The sequence below is a fragment of the Streptomyces sp. NPDC007164 genome, assembly GCF_040634135.1.
In the GTDB taxonomy this organism is placed as follows: domain Bacteria; phylum Actinomycetota; class Actinomycetes; order Streptomycetales; family Streptomycetaceae; genus Streptomyces; species Streptomyces sanglieri.
On sequence record NZ_JBEYFB010000038.1, the window covers coordinates 29,531 to 51,399 of the forward strand.

General features: G+C 72.1%; 20 protein-coding genes. 6 read left to right on the forward strand and 14 right to left on the reverse strand.

Annotated features, from left to right (window positions below):
- Positions 1–76: 76 nt before the first annotated feature.
- Positions 77–439 (forward strand): trypco2 family protein, encoded by a 363-nt coding sequence (locus tag ABZ622_RS32265; protein WP_360549272.1) that lies wholly within the window; start codon positions 77–79, stop codon positions 437–439.
- Positions 436–3,645 (forward strand): NACHT domain-containing protein, encoded by a 3,210-nt coding sequence (locus tag ABZ622_RS32270; RefSeq protein WP_360549274.1) that lies wholly within the window; start codon positions 436–438, stop codon positions 3,643–3,645. The genes ABZ622_RS32265 and ABZ622_RS32270 overlap by 4 nt, the downstream gene beginning before the upstream one ends.
- 91 nt (positions 3,646–3,736) lie before the next feature.
- On the opposite strand, the gene ABZ622_RS32275 is transcribed toward ABZ622_RS32270, so the two are convergent.
- The gene (locus tag ABZ622_RS32275) at positions 3,737–6,265 is read right to left on the reverse strand and encodes an ATP-dependent Clp protease ATP-binding subunit (protein WP_360549276.1); all 2,529 of its coding nucleotides are present in this window, start codon (positions 6,263–6,265) and stop codon (positions 3,737–3,739) included.
- A 428-nt stretch (positions 6,266–6,693) separates the two neighbouring features.
- Between ABZ622_RS32275 and ABZ622_RS32280 the strand changes: the two genes are divergently transcribed.
- On the forward strand, positions 6,694–7,299 hold the full coding sequence (locus tag ABZ622_RS32280; protein WP_360549278.1) for an SCO3374 family protein: 606 nt from the start codon (positions 6,694–6,696) through the stop codon (positions 7,297–7,299).
- On the opposite strand, the gene ABZ622_RS32285 is transcribed toward ABZ622_RS32280, so the two are convergent.
- The 10 genes from ABZ622_RS32285 to ABZ622_RS32330 all read right to left on the reverse strand — a co-directional run bounded on the left by ABZ622_RS32285 (position 7,278) and on the right by ABZ622_RS32330 (position 15,598).
- A complete protein-coding gene (locus ABZ622_RS32285; protein ID WP_124719472.1) occupies positions 7,278–7,613 on the reverse strand; it encodes an Lsr2 family protein in 336 nt (111 codons plus the stop codon). The two genes, ABZ622_RS32280 and ABZ622_RS32285, sit on opposite strands and share 22 nt — an antisense overlap.
- Positions 7,614–7,770: 157 nt before the next feature.
- Positions 7,771–8,328 (reverse strand): amino-acid N-acetyltransferase, encoded by a 558-nt coding sequence (locus ABZ622_RS32290; protein WP_329591325.1) that lies wholly within the window; start codon positions 8,326–8,328, stop codon positions 7,771–7,773.
- 10 nt (positions 8,329–8,338) lie between these two features.
- Positions 8,339–8,806, reverse strand: a complete 468-nt coding sequence (locus ABZ622_RS32295; RefSeq protein WP_360549281.1) for a BlaI/MecI/CopY family transcriptional regulator — start codon at positions 8,804–8,806, stop codon at positions 8,339–8,341.
- A 108-nt stretch (positions 8,807–8,914) separates the two neighbouring features.
- Positions 8,915–9,094: a hypothetical protein gene (locus ABZ622_RS32300; RefSeq protein WP_360549283.1), complete on the reverse strand. Its 180-nt coding sequence runs from the start codon at positions 9,092–9,094 to the stop codon at positions 8,915–8,917.
- 48 nt (positions 9,095–9,142) lie between these two features.
- Positions 9,143–9,724 (reverse strand): hypothetical protein, encoded by a 582-nt coding sequence (locus ABZ622_RS32305; protein WP_360549346.1) that lies wholly within the window; start codon positions 9,722–9,724, stop codon positions 9,143–9,145.
- Between the two features lie 139 nt (positions 9,725–9,863).
- Positions 9,864–10,661: a type III pantothenate kinase gene (locus ABZ622_RS32310; RefSeq protein WP_124719476.1), complete on the reverse strand. Its 798-nt coding sequence runs from the start codon at positions 10,659–10,661 to the stop codon at positions 9,864–9,866.
- Positions 10,661–11,698 carry a carboxylating nicotinate-nucleotide diphosphorylase gene (gene nadC / locus ABZ622_RS32315; protein ID WP_360549285.1) on the reverse strand — a complete coding sequence of 346 codons (1,038 nt, stop codon included), beginning with the start codon at positions 11,696–11,698 and terminating at the stop codon, positions 10,661–10,663. Before nadC ends, ABZ622_RS32310 begins: the two co-directional genes overlap by 1 nt.
- A gap of 2 nt (positions 11,699–11,700) precedes the next feature.
- Entirely contained in the window at positions 11,701–13,443 is a 1,743-nt protein-coding gene (locus tag ABZ622_RS32320; protein ID WP_360549287.1) for an L-aspartate oxidase, read from the reverse strand.
- A complete protein-coding gene (gene panC, locus ABZ622_RS32325) occupies positions 13,440–14,645 on the reverse strand; it encodes a pantoate--beta-alanine ligase (RefSeq protein WP_360549289.1) in 1,206 nt (401 codons plus the stop codon). The genes ABZ622_RS32320 and panC overlap by 4 nt, the downstream gene beginning before the upstream one ends.
- Positions 14,642–15,598 (reverse strand): DUF2520 domain-containing protein, encoded by a 957-nt coding sequence (locus ABZ622_RS32330; RefSeq protein WP_360549291.1) that lies wholly within the window; start codon positions 15,596–15,598, stop codon positions 14,642–14,644. Before ABZ622_RS32330 ends, panC begins: the two co-directional genes overlap by 4 nt.
- A gap of 302 nt (positions 15,599–15,900) precedes the next feature.
- On the opposite strand from ABZ622_RS32330, the gene ABZ622_RS32335 reads away from it, so the two are divergent.
- Positions 15,901–17,046, forward strand: a complete 1,146-nt coding sequence (locus ABZ622_RS32335) for a beta-eliminating lyase-related protein (RefSeq protein WP_360549293.1) — start codon at positions 15,901–15,903, stop codon at positions 17,044–17,046.
- A gap of 145 nt (positions 17,047–17,191) precedes the next feature.
- Here ABZ622_RS32335 and ABZ622_RS32340 read toward each other — a convergent pair whose 3' ends face one another.
- On the reverse strand, positions 17,192–17,461 hold the full coding sequence (locus tag ABZ622_RS32340; RefSeq protein WP_360549295.1) for a hypothetical protein: 270 nt from the start codon (positions 17,459–17,461) through the stop codon (positions 17,192–17,194).
- Positions 17,462–17,566: 105 nt separating this feature from the next.
- On the opposite strand from ABZ622_RS32340, the gene ABZ622_RS32345 reads away from it, so the two are divergent.
- Complete coding sequence (locus tag ABZ622_RS32345) at positions 17,567–18,667, forward strand: DUF5937 family protein (RefSeq protein ID WP_360549348.1); 1,101 nt, start codon at positions 17,567–17,569, stop codon at positions 18,665–18,667.
- 94 nt (positions 18,668–18,761) lie between these two features.
- On the opposite strand, the gene ABZ622_RS32350 is transcribed toward ABZ622_RS32345, so the two are convergent.
- Together ABZ622_RS32350 and ABZ622_RS32355 are read right to left on the reverse strand one after the other, a co-directional pair.
- A complete protein-coding gene (locus ABZ622_RS32350; protein ID WP_124719483.1) occupies positions 18,762–19,436 on the reverse strand; it encodes a response regulator transcription factor in 675 nt (224 codons plus the stop codon).
- Between the two features lie 120 nt (positions 19,437–19,556).
- Positions 19,557–20,759 (reverse strand): sensor histidine kinase, encoded by a 1,203-nt coding sequence (locus ABZ622_RS32355; protein ID WP_360549297.1) that lies wholly within the window; start codon positions 20,757–20,759, stop codon positions 19,557–19,559.
- Between the two features lie 96 nt (positions 20,760–20,855).
- Here ABZ622_RS32355 and ABZ622_RS32360 point away from each other — a divergent pair, with 96 nt between their 5' ends.
- A complete protein-coding gene (locus tag ABZ622_RS32360; protein WP_360549299.1) occupies positions 20,856–21,836 on the forward strand; it encodes an SAM-dependent methyltransferase in 981 nt (326 codons plus the stop codon).
- The last annotated feature ends 33 nt before the right edge of the window (positions 21,837–21,869 follow it).

The window sequence follows — 21,869 nt, forward strand, 5'->3', positions numbered from 1 at the left end:
GAAGGCCGTCCGTTTCGGGACCTTCGGCCTGGGCGCTGGCTAGGCTGATCCGACGACCACTCCGGGGGGGCAGGCCATGGCCACTGACGGCGCAGACACCAGCGACATGGACGGCATCGAGCTCGCCGATGCCGTCGAGTCGATCCGCAACCAGCTCATCGACGCCGCGGGCCGCGCCACCGGCCGCCCCGTGGCCTTCGAGGTCGGTGACATCCAGATGGAGTTCGCCCTCGAACTCCGCAAGGAGATCAAGGGCGGCGGCAAGGTCAAGGCCTGGGTGATCGAGGCGGGCGCCGACGCCTCCCGCGCGACCGGCCGCACCCACAAGGTCGCGTTCACCCTGAAACCGCGCGACGCCGCGACCGGCGGACCCTGGCAGATCGGCCACGGAGACCCGGGCAGCACCGCGCACTTCGGCGGCGGGGCGCCCCGGCCGTGAGCACCGCGCCGCCCGCCGCACCCGCGGCACGCACGGTCGTCGTCCTCGGCGCCGGAACGGTCCAGGGCAGCGGCACCCTGCTCACCGACCGGCTCGTGCTGACCTGCGCCCATGTGGTCAAGGGCGGCGGCCGGGCCACCGTCGCCCACCCGCGCCTGCCGGACCACCGGGCGGCGACGGTCGCCTGGATCGACCACACCCTCGACGCCGCCCTCCTGCTGACCGCCGCCCCGGTGCTCCCGTTCACCCCGGTACGGCTCGGCGTCCTCCACGCCGAGCAGGCACTCTCCGGCTGCGAGATCACCGGCTTCCCGGACATCCAGCGGTACGGCCCCGAGCAGCATCTGGAGGCCGACCAGTACATGGCCACCGCCTTGCCGATGGCCGGGCACCTGCGCGGACTGCTGGTCTGCGAGCTGGACGGCCCGCCACCGCCGGGAAGCGACTCGGAGCCCCCGTCGCTGCGCGGCATGTCCGGCGGCCCGGTCTTCGCCGGGAACATCCTCATCGGCATCGCCCGGCAGATCCCCCGGCAGCGCGGTGGCCGGCGCGTGGAGTGCGTACCGCTCGCCCCGCTCGTCGCCTCGCAGCCGTTCGAGCTGGTCTACCGGCAGACCGGCACGGCACTGCGCCACGAGCGGGTGCACGGCCGCTTCCCCAGGGACGCGCGGTACGAGGAGGAGTACGCGACGGCGCTCGGGGCCGCGTACCGCCGCACGAAGATCTTCGGCCTCGACGAGCTGGGCCGGCGCGACTCCGAATGGGACCTGGACACCGCGTACCTGAGCCTGGAGGCCCAGAAGAACCACGCGCGCACGGGGCTGCCGTCCACCCGGATCGACGCGCTGCTCCCCGACCGCCCCCGGGTACTGCTGCGGGGCGAGGCGGGCGCCGGCAAGACCACGCTGCTGTGGTGGCTGGCCGCGCACGCCTCGGCCGGCACGCTGGGCGCCCAGCTGGCCCCGCTCAACGGCCTGGTCCCGTTCGTCGTGCCGCTGCGCGCCCTGCGCGCCCAGGGCGGCACGTTCCCCGCCCCCGCGCAGCTGCCCGACGCGGCCCGGCTGGTGATCGACGCGGCCCCCGAGGGCTGGGTCGGCCGGGTGCTGGAGTCCGGCCGGGCGCTGCTGCTGGTCGACGGCCTGGACGAGGTCCCGCGGGACGACCGCGAGCAGGCCCACGAGTGGCTGTCCAGGCTCCTCGACCGGTACCCCGACATCCGCTGTGTGGCCACGGTGCGCCCGCTGGCCGTCGAGTCGGGCTGGCTGGACTCCCAGGACTTCGAGGAGCTGCGGCTGCTGCCGATGGGGGACCGGGACATCGAGGCCTTCGTCGCCGCCTGGCACCGGGCCGCCCGGCTGGACGACGACGACCACGAGACGCTCGGCAGGCTGGAACGGGATCTGGTCCAGCAGTTCGCCCAGAACTCGGCCCTGCGCGATCTGGCCCGTACGCCACTGCTCTGCGCGGTGATCTGCGCCCTGCACCGCCGACGCCAGGGCCTCCTCCCGGAGACCCGCTGGAGCCTGTACGACTCGGCCCTCACGATGCTGCTCGGCGACCGCGACAAGCAGCGCCGGATCGAGGCCCCCGAGGGCATCACGATGAACGTGGAGGAGCAGGCCCAGCTCCTCCAGCGGATCGCGATCTGGCTGGTCCGCGGCGGCCAGACGGAGCTGCGGCGCTCCGCGGCACTGCGCCAGCTGGAACGCGCCCTGCCCGGCATGGAGCGGCTGCGCGGCCAGGGCTCGCCCGAGGCGATCCTGACCCACCTGCTGAACCGCAGCGGAGTGCTCCAGGAACGCGCCGACGACATCTACCAGTTCGCGCACCGCACCTTCCAGGACTTCCTCGCCGCGAAGGAGTTCGTCGAGGGCGACCAGCTGCACGAGCTGCTGGGCCGGGCGGGCTCCCAGCAGTGGTACGACGTCATCCTGCTGTCGGCCGGCCACTGCGGCCGCCGCGAGCACCCCGTACTGGTCAACGGTCTGCTGGACACGCGGCCCGGCCCCGCCGACACCGTCACCCGGGACGAGATCGTCGTGCTGGCCGCCCTCTGCGCCCAGCACGCGACCTGGCTGGACGAGACGACCCGGGACCGGGTCCGCACGGGCGTCGAGGCGCTGTTCCCGCCGGGGGACGAAGGCGACGTACGGCTGCTCGCCCGCCTCGGTCCGGCCGCTCTGGAGCATCTGCCCGACCCCGAGCACGTAACCGGCATGGAACAGGCCGGCCTGTTCATCGACCTGATCAGCGAAATCGGCGGGGCGGAGGCCGTACCGCACGCCCGCCGCTGGGCACTCGCCCACCCGGAATGCAGCCACCTGTTCGAGGCGTACTGGGACAGGTATCCGGTACGGGCATACGCCCAACAGGTCCTTGCCACCTGCGATCTGACGCACGACGCCCTACAGATCGACGCCCCTGGGAAGCTGGCAGCACTGCGCCACCTGCCGTCCGCCACAAACCTGGAGATCGCCGGGGCCCTCACCGCCGCCGAACTCCACGCCGCCCTGCGCGACGGCCCATGGACCGGGCTGGCCTTCCTGCGGAACCCCTGCCTGACCGACCTCTCGTTCCTGACGGACTGCTCCGAGCAGCTTGAGTCCCTGTCGCTGAGCGACTGTCCTGGCATACGGGACCTCGGCCTGCTCACCGGGCTCCCCGCGCTGAAGGCAGTCGAGCTTGACATGAGCCATCTCCCCGGCACCGCATTGGCCGCCACGGCTTCAAGAGAACTGCACTCCCTGTGGCTCAACCGCCTGACGGCCGAACGGCTCTCCCAGCTGCCCGACCATCCTGAGCTGAGCTCACTGACCATCGAGCAGGCAGTCTCGCTGGAGGTCGACTCGCTCGACGGCTGGACGAACCTGCACCAGCTCGGACTGGGAACCCCCACCCCGGTCCGACCGCTGCTCGCCGCTCTCCGGCGGGCTCCGCAGGTAATCCACCTCACCCTGCCCCTGTCGTCCGCGACGGAGTTCGCTGGAGAACAGCCCGTGCCTTCCCTCGGCAGCCTGGACCTCTACCTCGACACCGATGCGCTCGAAATAGAACAGATCCCCCGGATCTTCCCCGCTCTGAAGCGTTTGGTGCTCGTTTCGCCCAGGCATGTCGACCGCATCGACATCTCCCCGATCCGGGCGATGCCCAACTGCGAGGTGGTGGCCGGCCCCGCAGCGATCGTGGGCGACGACCGGCCCCGCTGACCCCTCAAGACAGTAAAAGGGGCTGCCCCGGACCGTTTCGCACGGTCCGGGGCAGCCCCTTCGATTACTGCTCAGGCGCTCGGCGGCGTCCTCACACGTCCTTCGACATGTTCGGGCCGGCGCCGCCTGCCGCCTGCTCGATCGGCGGGACGTCGGGCAGTGCCGACTTCTCCTCGCCGCGGAAGGTGAAGGCCTTCTCCTCACCCTCGCCCTCGGTGCCGACGACCACGATGTGACCGGGGCGCAGCTCGCCGAAGAGGATCTTCTCGGAGAGGATGTCCTCGATCTCGCGCTGGATCGTCCGGCGCAGCGGCCGGGCGCCCATCACGGGGTCGTAGCCCTTCTTCGCCAGCAGCGACTTGGCCTCGGCACTGAGCTCGATGCCCATGTCGCGGTCCTTGAGGCGCTCGTCCACCTTGTCGACCATCAGGTCGACGATCTGGATGATGTCTTCCTCGGTCAGCTGGTGGAAGACGACCGTGTCGTCGACACGGTTGAGGAACTCGGGCCGGAAGTGCTGCTTGAGCTCCTCGTTGACCTTGTTCTTCATCCGCTCGTAGCCGGTCTTGACGTCGCCCTGGGCGGCGAAGCCCAGGTTGAAGCCCTTCGAGATGTCCCGCGTCCCGAGGTTGGTCGTCATGATGATGACCGTGTTCTTGAAGTCCACGACCCGGCCCTGGGAGTCGGTCAGACGACCGTCTTCCAGAATCTGGAGCAGGGAATTGAAGATATCGGGGTGGGCCTTCTCGACCTCGTCGAAGAGGACGACGGAGAACGGCTTGCGGCGCACCTTCTCGGTGAGCTGGCCGCCCTCTTCGTAACCCACGTAACCGGGGGGAGAACCGAAGAGGCGGGAAACCGTGTGCTTCTCGCTGAACTCCGACATGTCGAGGGAAATCAGCGCGTCCTCGTCGCCGAAGAGGAATTCGGCGAGCGTCTTGGAGAGCTCCGTCTTACCGACACCGGACGGACCGGCGAAGATGAACGAGCCACCGGGGCGCTTCGGGTCCTTCAGGCCGGCCCGCGTACGGCGGATCGCCTGCGAGAGGGCCTTGATGGCGTCCTTCTGCCCGATGACGCGCTTGTGGAGCTCGTCCTCCATGCGCAGCAGACGGGAGGACTCCTCCTCCGTCAGCTTGAAGACCGGGATGCCGGTCGCGGTGGCCAGGACCTCGGCGATCAGCTCGCCGTCGACCTCGGCCACGACGTCCATGTCGCCGGCCTTCCACTCCTTCTCGCGCTTGGTCTTCGCGGCGAGGAGCTGCTTCTCCTTGTCACGCAGGGAAGCGGCCTTCTCGAAGTCCTGCGAGTCGATCGCGGACTCCTTGTCGCGGCGGACGCCGGCGATCTTCTCGTCGAACTCGCGGAGGTCCGGCGGCGCGGTCATCCGGCGGATACGCATCCGGGAACCGGCCTCGTCGATCAGGTCGATCGCCTTGTCCGGCAGGAAGCGGTCCGAGATGTACCGGTCGGCCAGCGTCGCGGCCTGGACCAGCGCCTCGTCCGTGATGGAGACGCGGTGGTGGGCCTCGTAGCGGTCGCGCAGACCCTTGAGGATCTCGATGGTGTGCGGCAGCGACGGCTCCGCGACCTGGATGGGCTGGAAGCGGCGCTCCAGCGCGGCGTCCTTCTCCAGGTGCTTGCGGTACTCGTCGAGCGTGGTGGCACCGATGGTCTGGAGCTCACCGCGGGCCAGCATCGGCTTGAGGATGCTGGCGGCGTCGATCGCGCCCTCGGCGGCACCCGCACCCACGAGGGTGTGGAGCTCGTCGATGAACAGGATGATGTCGCCGCGGGTGCGGATCTCCTTGAGGACCTTCTTCAGGCGCTCCTCGAAGTCACCGCGGTAGCGGGAGCCGGCGACCAGCGCGCCGAGGTCGAGGGTGTAGAGGTGCTTGTCCTTGAGGGTCTCGGGCACCTCGCCCTTGACGATGGCCTGCGCCAGTCCTTCGACGACCGCCGTCTTGCCGACGCCGGGCTCGCCGATGAGGACCGGGTTGTTCTTGGTGCGGCGGGACAGCACCTGCATGACCCGCTCGATCTCCTTCTCGCGCCCGATGACCGGGTCGAGCTTGGATTCGCGAGCGGCCTGGGTGAGATTCCGGCCGAACTGGTCGAGCACCAGGGACGTGGAGGGCGTGCCTTCCGCGGGGCCGCCCGCGGTCGCCGCCTCCTTGCTGCCCGAGTACCCGGAGAGCAGCTGGATGACCTGCTGCCGCACCCGGTTCAGGTCGGCGCCCAGCTTCACGAGGACCTGGGCGGCGACGCCCTCGCCCTCGCGGATCAGGCCGAGCAGGATGTGCTCGGTGCCGATGTAGTTGTGGCCGAGCTGAAGGGCCTCGCGGAGCGAGAGCTCCAGGACCTTCTTGGCCCGGGGCGTGAAGGGGATGTGCCCGGACGGGGCCTGCTGGCCCTGGCCGATGATCTCCTCCACCTGCTGGCGGACCGCCTCGAGCGAAATCCCGAGGCTCTCCAGGGCCTTAGCGGCGACACCCTCACCCTCATGGATAAGGCCCAGGAGGATGTGCTCGGTGCCGATGTAGTTGTGGTTGAGCATCCGGGCTTCTTCCTGAGCCAGGACGACAACCCGCCGCGCGCGGTCGGTGAACCTCTCGAACATCGTTAATCGCTCCTCAGAGCGGTCAGGCAGTAAGGGGTCGGTCCCCTCCCTGTCCTTCCGCAGCTTAGTCCCGCAAGCGGGGACCGCTCATTCCAACTGCCGACACCGTCCTTGGCCTCCTGCCCCGAACGCCGACAACTTCTCCAACCCGATGGTGCGAGACGATGTTCCCGCAGGCCAGGCAGATACCCCTTTCGCCAGTACGCCGATGGCGAACGTGAGATGCCCGAACCTGCGTGTCGCCCCTCCCCACTAGGGATGTCTTACCCGCAATTACAGACAGTCCATGCGGCGCGCGCCGGTTCCCTCCGCTACGGGCGAACATATTGGCGCTCCCGAATACGTCCCTACGCCCCCATCCCGGACACATCGCGCACCCGCTCGCGGACTCTGCGTAACCCTGGGGGCGTCCGGGCCGTTCTTCCGGCATGGCCATCACCGTCCCGTACCCCGCGCCATCGGTCACCGGCGAGCGGGAGAACGGCGACTGTGCCCGCTGGGCGCAGTGGTACGAACGCGAGCTCGGCTGGGCGACGGCGGGGACCGCGCCTGTGCGGTTGCTGACCGGGCTGCGGTTCGACGTGCTCCAGGTTCCCGCGGCCGCCGGTCACGCGGCGCTGCGGCGGCTGGACCGCACGGGACCCGTGGCGCTGTCGGGAGCGCGGATGAGCCTGCTGGTCGCGGTGGGAAGCGCCGACGAGCTCCCAGGACTGCTCGACTGGCTGGAGTGGGGCGGCGTCGCCCTCTCACTGACCGCCATCGGCACGGGCGGCCGGATCACCGCGCCGGTGCCGCCCGGACGGATGGCCGGCCGGCCGGGGACCGCTGCATGGCTGCGGCCCCCCGGGCTTCGACACGAGGAAGGGTCGGAATTCCCGGCCCTCGCCGGCCTCGGGAGCAGGGGTGGGGGTGCTCCCGATCTCGTACGGCTGGTGGACGCGGTGGCTACGGAATGCCACCGGGCCCGGTTGATGCGTGCCCGAACGGGGCCGTCGACGGTTGGGTCGACAGCTCAGCCGTTGGCCTTCTCGTAAAGGTCGCGGATCTCCGCGGGTACACGGCCGCGGTCATTCACATTGTGGCCGTTCTCGCGGGCCCACTTACGGATCTCGGCAGTGTCCTTGTTGCCACCCGCAACGGCGCGACCCTTGCCACGGCCGGACGCTGCGCGGCCACCCGTGCGCCGGCCACCCTTGGTGTACGGCTCAAGAAGACCACGGAGCTTGTCCGCGTTGCTCGTCGTGAGGTCAATCTCGTACGTCTTGCCATCGAGAGCGAACGTGACCGTCTCGTCCGCCTCGCCGCCGTCGAGGTCATCGACAAGAAGGACCTGAACCTTCTGTGCCACTGGATTCCCTTTCATCGAAAATGCAGTACGCGGAAAGGAAACCGCTTTTCCCCGGAAAACACAAACCCCCGGGAGAGGTTCAGGATCACCGGAACGCGGGAAACATGCGCGATTCGGACATAGGGTTCCGGTTTCTTGTGGCGGTCACAGATCGCGGTCACAGATGCAGAAGCATCCGGCTGTTGCCCAAGGTGTTCGGCTTCACCCGTTCGAGACCCAGGAACTCTGCTACACCCTCGTCATAGGAACGCAGCAGCTCGCTGTAGACATCTCCGTCGACCGGCGTCTCTCCGATCTCCACGAAGCCGTGCTTCGCGAAGAAGTCGACTTCGAAGGTGAGACAGAAAACCCGTCGCACGCCCAGCCAGCGGGCGGTCTGCAACAACTTGTCCAGCACTTGATGGCCGACTCCGGCGCCCCTGATGCTGTGGTCGACGGCGAGAGTACGCACTTCGGCGAGGTCTTCCCACATCACGTGCAGTGCTCCGCAGCCGATGACCCGGGCGTCCTCGTCGCGTTCCGCGATCCAGAACTCCTGGATGTCCTCGTAAAGCGTCACGGTCGCTTTGTCGAGCAGGATGCCTTCGCGTACGTACCCGTCGAGGAGACGGCGGACCGATGCCACATCGCTGGTCCTGGCCCGTCGGACCGTGATGGCTGTGTTTATGGCCGGCGGTTCGGTACGGGAATCGGCATGCGGAAGCTCTGAGGACATACCCCCGACGCTATCGCCCGGCCTCCGGGCCCGCCCCATCGGCCGGATCTTCGGCCGCTTCGCCGGTTGCTTCATCACTCGCCGCGCCGGCGGGTTCGCCGGACTGCGGCCCGGAGAGGCCGGGCTGAACGATCCGCATGGCGTCCTGGAGGGCTTCGCGCTGCTCGGCGGACATCATGCCGAAGAAGGCGACAAGAGCGGCCGCCGGGTTGTCGCTGCGCGACCATGCTTCGTTCATCAGTGCGGCCGAGTAGGCGGCGCGGGTGGAGACCGCCGTATATCTATATGCGCGGCCGTCGACTTCCCTGCGCACCCAGCCCTTCTGATGGAGATTGTCCATTACCGTCATGACGGTGGTGTAGGCGATGGAGCGTTCCTGCTGAAGGTCCTCAAGGACTTCCCGCACGGTGACCGGACGGTTCCATTGCCAGACCCGTGTCATCACGGCGTCTTCCAGATCTCCCAATTGGCGGGGCACAATGTCACTTTAGTGCCACATGACTGGAATGACCGGTTTATCGATCCGGCAAAAGGGCGCACGGCTCCTCGGGAGCCGTGCGCCCTTCGCGTACTGCGGGGTGCCGGATCAGGCGCCGTCGGCGCGCGGGGCCTGCTGGACCGACTCGGCGCGGCCGATCGCCAGATCCACGGCCGCGTCCTCCTTGGCCTTGTTGGGACCGCCCTGGCTCTTGACGATCGTCACGACGACGCCGATGAAGAAGACGGCCATCACCACGGGGGGAACGAGCGCGGATACGTAGTCCATGTTGTCCAGAGTAGCGAGGCCGGTACGGGCTTCCGCGTCGCCCCTCCGCTATCCGGCGGCGCGCTGCTGCGGCGGCGGGACCGGGCGGCGGCGGGGCGGGAAGACCTCCGAGGGCTTCGGCGCGGGGCGTCCGGCCGGCCGGGTGGGCCGGGCGGGTTCCGCCGGGGTCCTGGGCCGTTCGGGTTCGGCGTCGGCGGCCCGGCCGCCGGGCAGGGCGAGCAGCCTGCTGCGCGGCGCGGGGGCCTTCGCCGCCACGGCGCGTCCGGCGAGGCGGGCGCGGACCGAGCGCTCGGCGAGCACCTGACAGCGCTCCAGGAGCGCCGCGGCCACCGGCCTGTGGCGCAGCGCCCGCAGTGCGGCGAGGTCGTCGGGGCCGGGGTCGTATCCGCCCGCCAGGGCGTCCTGGAGCAGTTCCAGGTAGCCGCTGACGGACCCGGGGAGGGCGTTGCGGTAGCGGACGAGGTCGGCGAGGAGGAACGTGCGCAGCCGTCCCGCCTCGCCGACCGCCTCGTCCACGGCGCCGGCCAGCCGCAGGCAGTCCTGGACGTCGTCGTCCGGCAGGGGCATGGGGTGGAGGGCGATGGCGAGGGCACGTCGGAGCACCCGCAGCTCGTCCGCGCTGAACGCCATGCCGCCGCGTGATCCGTATGGCGTGGGCATAACGCGACAATACGTGCTAAATGGACAAAATCCGCTTAACTGGCCGTCGGCGGCGCGGCGGCGGGCCACCGCCACCGCGAGCCGTTCCCGCAGGTACGGCCCGTGTCCGCTACATCCGGGACACGTTCCGCTCGTACACCAGGCGCAGGCCGATCAGGGTGAGCCAGGGCTCGTGCTCGTCGATGACGGAGGACTCCCCCAACACCATCGGCGCAAGGCCGCCCGTCGCGATGACGGTGACGTCCTCCGGGTCGGCCGCCAGCTCCTTCTTCATCCGGGCCACGACGCCGTCGACCTGGCCGGCGAAGCCGTAGATGATGCCCGACTGCATCGCCTCGACCGTGTTCTTGCCGATCACGCTGCGCGGCCGGGCCAGCTCGATCTTGCGCAGTTGGGCGCCCTTGACGCCGAGCGCCTCGACCGAGATCTCGATGCCGGGGGCGATGACCCCGCCGGTGTACTCGCCCCGGGCGGACACCGCGTCGAAGGTGGTGGCCGTGCCGAAGTCGACGACGATCGCCGGACCGCCGTACAGGTCGGCGGCGGCGGCCGCGTTGATGATGCGGTCCGTGCCGACCTCCTTCGGGTTGTCCATCAGGATCGGCACCCCGGTCTTGATGCCGGGCTCGACGAGGACCGCGGGGACGTCGCCGTAGTAGCGGCGGGTCACCTCGCGCAGCTCGTGCAGGACGGCCGGGACCGTGGAGCAGATCGCGATGCCCTCGATGCCGTCGCCCAGCTCCATGCCGAGCAGCGGGTGCATGCCCATCAGGCCCTGGAGCAGCACGGCCAGCTCGTCGGCGGTGCGGCGGGCGTCGGTGGAGATCCGCCAGTGCTCGACGATCTCCTCGCCGTCGAACAGGCCGAGGACGGTGTGGGTGTTGCCGACGTCGATGGTGAGCAGCATCAGGCGCCGGCCCCGTCGGTGTCGCGGAAGTCCAGGCCGATGTCGAGGATCGGCGAGGAGTGGGTGAGCGCGCCGACGGCCAGGTAGTCGACGCCCGCCTCGGCGTAGGCGCGGGCGGAGTCCAGGGACAGCCGGCCCGAAGACTCCAGGACCGCGCGGCCACCGACGAGCGCGACCGCCTCGGCCGTCTGGATCGGGGTGAAGTTGTCCAGCAGGATCAGGTCGGCGCCCGCGTCGAGCACCTCGCGGACCTGCTGGAGGGTGTCGACCTCGACCTCGATCGGTACGTCCGGGAACTCGTCCCGAACCCGCTTGAAGGCCTCGGCGACGCCGCCCGCGGCGATGACGTGGTTGTCCTTGACCAGTGCCGCGTCCGACAGCGACATCCGGTGGTTGACGCCGCCGCCGCAGCGCACCGCGTACTTCTCCATGGCGCGCAGGCCCGGGGTGGTCTTGCGGGTGTCGCGGACCTTGGCCCCGGTGCCTTCGAGCACATCGGCCCAGGCGCGGGTGGCGGTCGCGATGCCGGAGAGCCGGCACAGCAGGTTGAGCGCCCCGCGCTCGCCGGTGAGCAGGTCGCGGGTGCGGGTGGTGACGGTCAGCAGCTTCTGGCCGGGGACGACCCGGTCGCCGTCCTCGACGTGCCGCTCGACCGCGAACTCCTCCGTGCAGACGATGGACAGGACTGCCTCGGCAATCCGCAGACCGGCCACGACGCCCGCCTCGCGGGCGGTGAAGTCACCGGTGGCCACGGCGTCCTCGGCGACGGTCGCGACGGTGGTGACGTCCACCCCGCCGTCCAGGTCCTCCTCGATGGCGACGTGCGCGACGTCCTCGACCTGGACCGGGTCCAGGCCCGCGTCGGCGAGGAGCTGGGCGAGTGCCGGGTCGAGGCCGCACTCCAGCTGGTCGAGCTCGTAGTCCCCGCCGCAGCCGCAGCCGTCCCCGCAGCCTCCCTCGGACGGTGCGGGCGCGCCGATCCGGACCAGCGGTACGTCCACGGGTGTGGGGCGCGGATTCTCTTCGGGCGTGCTCACGGTTACGGCTCCTCGGTGACGTCGGCGGGGTGGGTGGGGGGTGCTGCTGCGCAGTCTGGTGCCTGGACGGGGCCTACGGGCCCGAATGCCTCGGTCTCCGTCCGACGGAGGACGGGCCGACGCTCCGGGGTGAGCCGGACGACGAGGTGGCGGCGCCAGTTCTCGTCGTCGCGTTCGGGCCGGTCCTCGCGCCAGTGGCAGCCGCGGGTCTCCTCGCGCTGCCGGGCGGCGGCGACCAGGACGCGCGAGACGAGCAGCAGGTTGGTGACCTCCCACGCCTCGACGCCGGGCACCGCGACCTTGGGCTCGTCCGCCTCCACGGCCAGCGCGGCGCTGTTGTGGAGGGCCTCCAGCTCGTCGGCGGCGGTGGCCAGGCTCTCCGCGGAGCGCAGCACTCCGGCGCCCCTGGACATGATCCGCTGGATCGTGGACCGGGCCTCCGGGGCGATCAGCGGGGACGGCGCGCGGTGGTCGCCGGCTTCGGCGGGGCCCGCGCCGGGCCGCTCCTCGACGATGTCCGCCGCGATGCGTTCGGCGAAGACGAGGCCCTCCAGGAGGGAGTTGGACGCCAGCCGGTTCGCACCGTGCACACCGGTGCAGGCGACCTCGCCGCAGGCGTACAGGCCGGGCACCGTGGTACGTCCCCGCAGGTCGGTGCGGATGCCGCCGGAGGCGTAGTGTGCGGCGGGGGCGACCGGGACCGGTTCGGTGACCGGGTCGATGCCGTGGGTGCGGCAGGCCGCCAGGATCGTGGGGAAGCGCTGCTCCCACATCTTGGCGCCGAAGTGGCGGGCGTCGAGGTACATGTGATCGGTGCCGCGCAGTTGCATCTGCCGGGTGATGGCCTTGGCGACGATGTCGCGCGGGGCCAGCTCGGCCAGCTCGTGCTGCCCCAGCATGAAGCGGGTCCCGGACGCGTCGACGAGATGGGCGCCCTCGCCCCGTACCGCCTCCGACACCAGCGGCTGCTGGCCCTCGGAGCCGGTGCCGAGGAAGAGGACCGTCGGGTGGAACTGGACGAACTCCAGGTCGGAGACCTCGGCTCCGGCCCGCAGCGCCAGTGCCACGCCGTCGCCGGTGGAGACCGCCGGGTTGGTGGTGGCGGAGAAGACCTGGCCCATGCCGCCGGTGGCCAGGACCACCGCGGGGGCGCGGACCGCGCCGACGCCGTCGTGCTGGCCCTCGCCCATGACGTGCAGCGTGACGCCCGCGGTACGGCCCTCGGCGTCGGTGAGGAGGTCCAGTACGAGCGCGTTCTCCACGGTGTGCAGGGCGGCCTCGCGGACCGCCTCGACCAGGGCGCGGGAGATCTCGGCGCCCGTGGCGTCGCCGCCCGCGTGGGCGATGCGGCGGCGGTGGTGGCCGCCCTCACGGGTCAGCGCGATGTCGCCGCTGTCCGTGGTGTCGAAGTGGGCACCGGTCCCGATCAGCCGGCGTACGGCGTCGGGGCCCTCGGTGACCAGCGTGCGGACCGCCGCCTCGTCGCACAGGCCGGCGCCCGCGACCAGGGTGTCGTCCAGGTGCTGCTCGGGGGTGTCGCCCTCGCCGAGGGCGGCCGCGATGCCGCCCTGCGCCCAGCGGGTGGAGCCGTCATCGAGGCGGGCCTTGGTGACGACGACGGTGGCGAGGCCCGCGGCCGCGCAGCGCAGTGCGGTGGTGAGACCGGCCACGCCGGAGCCGACCACCACGACGTCGGCGTCGATGGACCAGCCGGGGGCGGGGGCGGTCAGCCGTATTCCGGTCACGTGGTGGCTCCGAAGGTCAGCGGGATGTTGTCGATGAGCCGGGTCCTGCCGACTCTCGCGGCGACGGCGAGGATCGCCGCGCCGGTGGTGCGGTCGTCGGGGACCTCGGTGAAGTCGGCCGGGTCCACCAGCGCCAGGTAGTCGAGGACGAGCGGGGGCTGTGCGGCCACCGCGTCGTCGAGGATCAGCAGCGCGGCGGCCCGTACCGCCGAGGGCCCGTCCTCCGGGCGGGCCAGGGCCACCGCCTGGGTGTCGGCGGCGGCACGGGCCTCGCCGAGCGCGGTGAGCGCGGCGGCCCGGCCGGTGGTGGCCGAGGTGGTCTGCGCGCGGGCGTGCAGCGCCTGCTGGGCGGCGAGCCGGTCGCGGGCGGCGAACAGGGCCTTGGACAGGGCGAGGGCGGTGTGCCGCTCCTCGGCGTCCAGGAAACGGTTGCGGCTGGAGAGCGCGAGGCCGTCCGGCTCGCGGACCGTCTCCACTCCGGCGATCTCCACCGGGAAGTTCAGATCGCGCACCATGCGGCGGATCAGCGCCAGCTGCTGGGCGTCCTTCTGCCCGAAGAACGCGACGTCGGGGCGGGTGAGGTGGAGGAGCTTGGCGACGACGGTGAGCATGCCGTCGAAGTGTCCGGGGCGCGAGGCCCCTTCGAGCCGCTCGCCCATGGGGCCGGCGGAGATCCGGACCTGCGGTTCGCCTCCGGGGTAGACCTCGTCGACGGACGGCGCGAAGACCGCGTCCGCCCCGGCGGCGGCCGCCACGGCGAGGTCGGCGTCGAGCGTGCGGGGGTAGCGGTCCAGGTCGGCGGCGTCGCCGAACTGGAGCGGGTTGACGAAGACGGTGACGACCACCTGGCCGTCGGGGCCGGCCGCCGCGCGGGCGGCGCGGATCAGGCCGGCGTGGCCCTCGTGCAGCGCCCCCATGGTCATGACGACGGCCCGCGCCCCCTTGAGCGGGGCGGACGCGCCGAGCTCGGCGCCGGTACGGAGCAGGGCGGCCGCGGGGGGTGCGGGGAACGCGGGCGAGGCGGCGGCGGGGCGGGGGGTGCCGGGCGTGCCCGGGCGGGGGGCATCGGATGCACCTGGGCGGGAAGCGCCGGGCGTGCCGGGGCCGGTGCCGTCGGACGTACCGGGGCGGGAAGCGCCGGGCGTGCCCGGGCGGAGGGCATCGGACGTACCGGGGCGGGGGGTGCCGGTCGGGTCGGTCATCGGGGCTCCTGTGATCCGGTGCCGTCCGTGGTGCCGGGGCCGGCGCCGTCGGCCAGGACCCCGAGCAGGTCCTCGGCCAGCTCCGGCTTGAGCATGCCGTGGGCGAGGGCGCGGTCGGCGGTGGCGCGGGCCATCGCGACGTATCCGGCCACGGTCTGTGGGGCGTGCCTGCGCAGCTCGCCGATGTGCGCGGCGACCGTGCCCGCGTCGCCGCGGGCCACCGGGCCGGTCAGCGCGGCGTCGCCGGAGCGCAGGGCGTTGTCGAGTGCGGCGCCGAGGAGGGGGCCGAGCATCCGGTCGGGGGCGGTGACCCCGGCCGTACGCAGCAGCTCCATCGACTGGGCGACCAGCGTGACCAGGTGGTTCGCACCCAGCGCGAGCGCCGCGTGGTAAAGCGGACGGGACTCCTCCGCGATCCACTCGGGCTCGCCGCCCATCTCGATGACCAGCGCCTCGGCCGCCAGCCGCAGCTCCTCGGGGGCGGTCACGCCGAAGGAGCAGCCGGCCAGCCGCTGGACGTCGACGGAGGTGCCGGTGAACGTCATCGCGGGGTGCAGCGCGAGCGGGAGTGCGCCGGCCCGCAGCGCCGGGTCCAGGACCCGTGTCCCGTACCGCCCCGAGGTGTGGACGAGCAGCTGTCCCGGCCGCACCGCGCCGGTCTCGGCGAGGCCCTCCACCAGGCCGGGCAGGGCGTCGTCCGGGACGGTCAGCAGCACCAGCTCGGCGCGGGCGAGGACCTCTGCGGGCGGCACCAGCGGTACGTCGGGCAGCAGGGCGGCGGCCCGGCGCACGGACGCGTCGGAGACGCCGGAGACGGCGACCGGCCGGTGCCCGGCGAGCTGGAGCGACGCGGCGAGAGCGGGGCCGACACGGCCCGCGCCCACGACGCCGACCGTGAGGCGGGCGGGGCGGTCCCTCGCTTCGAGGGGGTCATGGGGGGCTGTTGCATTCACGCGGCGGTGGCCTTCCGTTCCAGTCCGCGGGGGGTACCGGACGATTTCTCTGCATGCTACGCCAGCGCTTCGTCCGGGCCCCCGGCTGTCCACAGCCTGTGGGAAAAGTCCGGGCGGGGGTGCGCGGCCCCGGGCCGGAAGCGCCCGTAAATCGTGCGGGTCCGGGCCGCACGCTGCGTGATGATCGTCCCATGACAGACACAGCGGACACGGGCGGGCAGTCGCAGCCGGCATCACCGGGGGATCAGGCATCACCGGGGGATCAGAAGGAGCGGGGAGATCAGGAACAGGGGAATCAGGAGGTGCAGGGGAATCAGGAGGACGCGCAGCAGCTGCGCAGGATCAACGCCTGGGCCGCGGCCGAACGAGTCCTGTTCCGGGCGCCCATGAACCTCTCGCTCCGTGAGCGGCTGGCCGCGCTGGAGGCCGGGGCCGGGGCCGTCACCGATCTCGACCGCCCCTCGGACATCTACGGCGACGGCGTCGTCGCCGAGCTGGAGGAACGGATCGCGGGCCTGCTGGGCACGGAGGCCGCCGCGTTCTTCCCGACCGGGACGATGGCACAGCAGGTCGCGCTGCGGTGCTGGGCCGGGCGGACCGGCAACCCCACGGTGGCGCTGCACCCGCTCGCCCACCCCGAGGTCCACGAGCGCGGCGCGCTGGGGGCGGTGAGCGGGCTGCGCACCGTCCACCCGACGTCCGCTCCCCGGCTGCCCACGGCACAGGAGATCCGCGACTTCGAGGAGCCGTTCGGCACGCTGATGCTGGAGCTGCCGTTGCGCGACGCCGGTTTCGTCCTGCCTACGTGGGAGGAGCTCCAGGACGTGGTGGCGGCCGCCCGGGAACGCGATGCGGTGGTGCACATCGACGGCGCGCGGCTGTGGGAGTGCGCCCCCCACTTCGGACGGGAGCTGCCGGAGATCGCGGCGCTCGCGGACAGCGTGTACGTGTCGTTCTACAAGACCCTCGGCGGCATCTCCGGGGCCGCGCTGGCCGGTCCCGCCTCGCTGATCGAGGAGGCGCGCACCTGGCGCCACCGGTACGGCGGGCAGCTCTTCCAGCAGTTCCCGGCGGCGCTCGCGGCGCTGATCGGCCTCGATCAGGAGCTGCCGCAGCTGCCTTCGTACGTGGCACGGGCCAAGGTGGTGGCCGGGGCACTGGCCGAGGGCTTCTCGGCGGCCGGCGCCCCGTGGTTCCGGGTGCATCCCGAGCCGCCGCACACGCACCAGTTCCAGGTGTGGCTGCCGTACGGGGCGGACGTCCTCACGGAGGCGGCGGTGCGGCAGGCGGAGGAGACGGGCGTCTCCCTCTTCCGCAAGTGGTACCCCGCGGCCGCCGGACCGCCCGGGACGTCGTTCACCGAGGTGACGGTGGGGCATGAGGGGCTGCAGTGGACCGCCGACGATGTACGGGAAGCGGTGCGGGAGTTCATGGAGCGGCTGGTCTGAGGGCTGTCACGGGACGGAAGCTCGTGGCACGGCCGGGCTGAGGACCGTTCGTGGAAGGCCGGGCTGAGAGCCGTTCGTGGAAGGCCGGGCACAGAGTCCGCCCCGTGCCGGGAGCCCCACCGGGCCGACCCGACCGGTGCCGTACTCAGGCGCCGGACGGGCGGCACTTCCCGGGCTTCCCGAGCCTCTCGGACTTCCCGGGCTTCCCGGACTCCCGGAGCTTCCCGAGCAGGGAGCGGAGCGCCGCCCGCCGGCGGCCGCGCGCCGGGCGGCCCGCGATCACCGCGTCGAAGCGGCGCCGTTCGCGGGCCTCGCGCACCACGTCCCAGTCGTGCCGACCCGGCAGTGGCGGCGGCAGCTCGCCCCGCTGGACCGCGCGATAGCTGTCGATCATGTGCTGCTGAATGGCGTCCATGGCCTCAGCGTGGGCCGGTCCCGGCCGGCCCCGCCCGCCGATTGACGAGCCCCGTCAAATGGCGCCGGGCCTTTCGCGGGCACCCCGCACTATGGAGGGGTGAGCGTGCACATCGACATCTCCGGGCTGAGTCCCGACCGCATCGTCTTCGAGACCTCCCCCCTCGCCGAGCTGGGGCTGGCCCTGCACGCCCTCTCCGAGCCGGGACACCACCCGGGCCTGCACGGCTGGGCGACGGCGACCTCCAGCGCGCTGGAGCCCGACCTCGCCGACCGGCTGCACGAGGCCGATTTCCTGTGGCGCCACACGTTCTCGGACGTCTTCATGCCGTTCGCCGGGGTCCGCGGCGGCAACGGCAGGACGGGCGCCAACCTCGCCGAGGACCTCGACATCCTCGACCGGCTGGACGACGAGCGGTTCGTCGCCGCCGCCCTGGAATTCACCTGCACCAGCTTCTACGGGCTCGGCGCGCCCTCCCCGCTCACCGATCCGACGATGCGCGCCCGCGCCCTGGAGATGGCGGCGGCGCGCGGCCCCCGGCAGGTGGAGTTCGCCCAGCAGCTGCTGACCGATCCGGCCCCCGTACGCCGCTGGGTGCGGCGCCTGTTCGAGGACTGCGAGCGGGCGTTCTTCGCGGACACCTGGCGCCGGGTACAGGTCCAGCTGGCCGCCGACGCCCGGCACAAGAACGACCTGCTGCGGCGCAAGGGGATCGGCGAGGCGATGGGCGCGGTGTCCACGGCGCTGACCGTCGACGAGGCCGGGACCAGGATCAGCGCCGACAAGCTGAGCGAGGGCCGGACCAGCGCCGTCGGCCCCGGGCTCACCCTGATCCCGTCCACCTTCGGCTGGCCGCACCTCAACCTGCTGCACGCGCCGGGCTGGCGCCCGGTGATCCACTACCCGGTGCACCAGCCCGAGCTGCCCTCGCCCGCCTCCGTGGAACTGCTCCAGCTGCGCATGGAGGCGCTGGCCCACCCGATGCGGATGCGGCTCTGCCGCCACCTCGCCCGCTCCCCGCACACCACCGGTCAGCTCGCCGACACGCACGGCATCACGGCGCCCGAGGTCTCCCGGCATCTCGCGGTGCTGAAGAAGGCGGGCCTGGTCACCACCCGGCGGCGCGGCCGGTACGTACTGCACCAGCTGGACCTGACCTCGGTGGCACGGCTCGGCAGCGACTTCCTGGAAGGCATCCTGCGCTGAACCCCCGCCGGGCCGCCCCGGGCCGCCCCGGGCCGCACCGCCCCGCCGCCGGGCCGCTCCGGATCGCGCCGACCCCGCCGCCGGGCCGCCCCGGTCAGACGGAGCCGCCGCCGGCCCGGACCATGCCCGTCTCGTACGCGAGGACCACGACCTGCACCCGGTCGCGCAGGCTCAGCTTGGTGAGGATGCGGCCCACGTGCGTCTTCACGGTCGCCTCGGAGAGCACCAGGCGCGCCGCGATCTCGCCGTTCGACAGGCCCTGGGCCACCAGCAGCATCACCTCGCGCTCGCGTTCGGTGAGCCGGGCGATGTCCTTGTGCTGCGGTTCGCTGTTGCCGCTCGGCAGCATCGGGGAGAAACGGTCCAGCAACCGGCGGGTGGTGGACGGGGCGACGACGGCGTCCCCGCTGTGCACGGAGCGGATCGCGGCGAGCAGCTCGGCGGGCGGCACGTCCTTGAGCATGAAGCCGCTGGCCCCGGCCTTCAGCCCGGAGAAAGCGTACTCGTCGAGGTCGAACGTGGTCAGGATGAGCACCTTGGGCGCGTCCGGCTCCGCGCACATCCGCCGGGTGGCCTCGACACCGTCCAGCCTCGGCATCCGTACGTCCATCAGCACCACATCGACGGCGGTGGAACGAAGGTTCTCGATCGCCTCCGCGCCGTCGCCCGCCTCGGCCACGACCTCCATGTCCGGCTGGGCGGCGAGCACCATCCGGAAGCCGGTGCGCAGCAGCACCTGGTCGTCGACGAGCATCACGCGGATGGCCATGAGGGGTCCTGTCTCCTGTCTGTCCCGCAGAGCCGGAGTTCCGCCCTGCAAGTCCGAAGTCCGATGTCCGAAGTCTGAAGTCTGAAGTTCTGTACTGCGACGATTCCGAGGAGCCAGGCCCTAGTGGGCCGACTTGAGCGGCAGCAGCGCGCTGATCCGGAAGCCGCCGCCGGGACGCGGTCCGGCGTCCAGCGTGCCGCCGACCATGCCGACCCGCTCGCGCATCCCGATCATTCCGTGGCCCGCGCCGTCGGCGCCGCCGTCCTCGTACAGTTCGTGCGCCGCGCCCCGGCCGTCGTCCTCGACCAGCAGCCCGAGCCCGTCGTCGAAGTAGACCAGACGCACACTGGCCCCCGCATCGGGACCGCCGTGCTTGCGGGTGTTGGTCAGGGCCTCCTGCACGATGCGGTACGCGGTCAGCTCGACCCCGCTGGGCAGCGGGCGCGAGGTGCCCTCGACCTTGAAGTCGACGGCCAGGCCGGTCTGCCTGACCTGCTCGATCAGATCCTCGATCTGGTTCACGTCCGGCTGCGGGACGTACTCCCCGCTCTCCTGCGCATCGCCCGTCCGCAACACCCCGAGCAGTCGCCGCATCTCGGCGAGCGCCTGCCTGCCGGTGCTGGAGATGGTCTCCAGGGCCTGCCGGGCCTGGTCGGGCGCGGCGTCCATGACGTACGCCGCACCGTCGGCCTGTACCACCATCACCGACACGTTGTGCGCGACGACGTCGTGGAGCTCGCGGGCGATCCGGGCCCGCTCGGCCGCCACCGCCACCTTCGACTGCGCCTCGCGCTCCCGCTCCAGCCGGGCGGCGCGCTCCTCCAGCTGACTGAAGTAGGCGCGCCTGGTCCGCATCGAGTCGCCGAGCACCCAGGCGAGCACGAACGGCACGGTCAGCACGACGACGATGAAAACCTGCTCCGGCCAGCTGGCGGCCGGCAGGTCCGCCTGCCAGCGCAGCTTGGACAGGCCCGCCGCGCACAGGCTGCAGACCAGCGCGAGCCGGGACGCCCAGCGCTCCCCGACGGTGGCCACGGTGAAGACGATCACCAGCATCGCGAAGTTCATGACGCCGGGCCCGAAACCGGTGACCAGCTGCACCACGCCCATCGCGATGGCGAGCAGCAGCATCTTCTCCGGTGCCCGCCGGCGCAACGCCACGACCACACAGAGGCCGAGGGTGATCGGAACGGCGGCGACGCGCTCCAGTCCGCTCGCCGGGCCACCCACCATGGACACGCCGGAGAGCCCGAGGAGGACGACGGCCCAGAAGCAGTCGACGCCCGTCGGGTGTCTGCGGATGAAGTCGTAGAGGCGCTGCACGTAACCCAGCGTAGGGACAGGCGAGGGGCGCCCGGGTCAGCCGAAGGGCCGATCCGGTTCCGGGGACCGTACTCCCCAAGGTGGAGACTTGGACAGGTGACGGATGAGTGGCATGGGTGGCAGGTGGCGGCGGAGACCGCTTTGTACGGGGACGGGGGGTTCTACCGGAGCCCCGAAGGGCCGGCGGGCCACTTCCGCACCTCCGTCCACGCGTCCCCGCTCTTCGCCTCCGCCGTCGCCCGGCTGCTGGTCGAAACGGCACACGGGCTGGGCACCGGATCGGTCGACCTGGTGGACGTGGGCGCCGGCCGGGGCGAGCTGCTGACGGGGGTGCTGGCCGCCCTGCCGGCGGCGGGCGGCGACGGCCTCGCCGTGCGGGCGTACGCCGTGGAACTCGCCGGCCGTCCGCCCGGCCTGGATCCCCGGATCGAGTGGTGCGCCGAACCGCCGCCGCGCACGTGCGGGCTGCTGTTCGCCAACGAGTGGCTGGACAACGTCCCGACCGAGGTCGCCGAGACCGATCCGGACGGCGTCGACCGGTACGTCCTGGTGCGGGCGGAGGACGGCACGGAGCGGCTGGGCGAGCCGGTGACCGGGGCGGACGCCGAGTGGCTGCGCCGCTGGTGGCCGTCGGCCGGTCCGGGCGGGCGCGCGGAGATCGGCCGCCCCCGCGACGAGGCCTGGGCGCGGGCGGTGTCCACGGTGGCCGGGGGGCTGGCCGTGGCGGTGGACTACGCCCATGTGCGCGACGCCCGGCCCCCGTTCGGCACCCTGACCGGCTTCCGGGCGGGCCGCGAGGTGCGGCCGGTGCCGGACGGCAGCTGCGACCTCACTTCGCACGTGGCGCTGGACGCCTGCGCCGCGGCGGGGTCCTTCGCCGGTGCGCAGCCCGAGCTGCTGAGCCAGCGCGAGGCGCTGCACCGCCTCGGCGTCAGCGGCGGACGCCCGCCCCTGGCCCTGGCGTCGGCCGACCCGGCCGGCTACGTACGGGCGCTCGCCTCGGCGGGCGAGGCGGCGGAGCTGACGGCCCCGGGCGGCCTCGGCGACTTCGGCTGGCTGATGCAGCGCAGGGGCTGAGACCGGGGGCCCGCGGCCCTGGGCTCGGAGCCC

What these genes read in the sequence shown, in the direction of transcription:
- ABZ622_RS32300 (WP_360549283.1), bottom strand. Translation starts at nt 9,094, where the DNA reads ATGGACTACGTATCCGCGCTCGTTCCCCCCGTGGTGATGGCCGTCTTC.
- panC (WP_360549289.1), bottom strand. Translation starts at nt 14,645, where the DNA reads ATGACCGACCCGACCGGCACCCCCCGCCCCGGTACGTCCGATGCCCTC.
- ABZ622_RS32290 (WP_329591325.1), bottom strand. Translation starts at nt 8,328, where the DNA reads ATGTCCTCAGAGCTTCCGCATGCCGATTCCCGTACCGAACCGCCGGCC.
- ABZ622_RS32340 (WP_360549295.1), bottom strand. Translation starts at nt 17,461, where the DNA reads ATGGACGCCATTCAGCAGCACATGATCGACAGCTATCGCGCGGTCCAG.
- ABZ622_RS32310 (WP_124719476.1), bottom strand. Translation starts at nt 10,661, where the DNA reads ATGCTGCTCACCATCGACGTCGGCAACACCCACACCGTCCTCGGCCTG.
- ABZ622_RS32350 (WP_124719483.1), bottom strand. Translation starts at nt 19,436, where the DNA reads ATGGCCATCCGCGTGATGCTCGTCGACGACCAGGTGCTGCTGCGCACC.
- ABZ622_RS32275 (WP_360549276.1), bottom strand. Translation starts at nt 6,265, where the DNA reads ATGTTCGAGAGGTTCACCGACCGCGCGCGGCGGGTTGTCGTCCTGGCT.
- ABZ622_RS32280 (WP_360549278.1), top strand. Translation starts at nt 6,694, where the DNA reads ATGGCCATCACCGTCCCGTACCCCGCGCCATCGGTCACCGGCGAGCGG.
- ABZ622_RS32265 (WP_360549272.1), top strand. Translation starts at nt 77, where the DNA reads ATGGCCACTGACGGCGCAGACACCAGCGACATGGACGGCATCGAGCTC.
- ABZ622_RS32305 (WP_360549346.1), bottom strand. Translation starts at nt 9,724, where the DNA reads ATGGCGTTCAGCGCGGACGAGCTGCGGGTGCTCCGACGTGCCCTCGCC.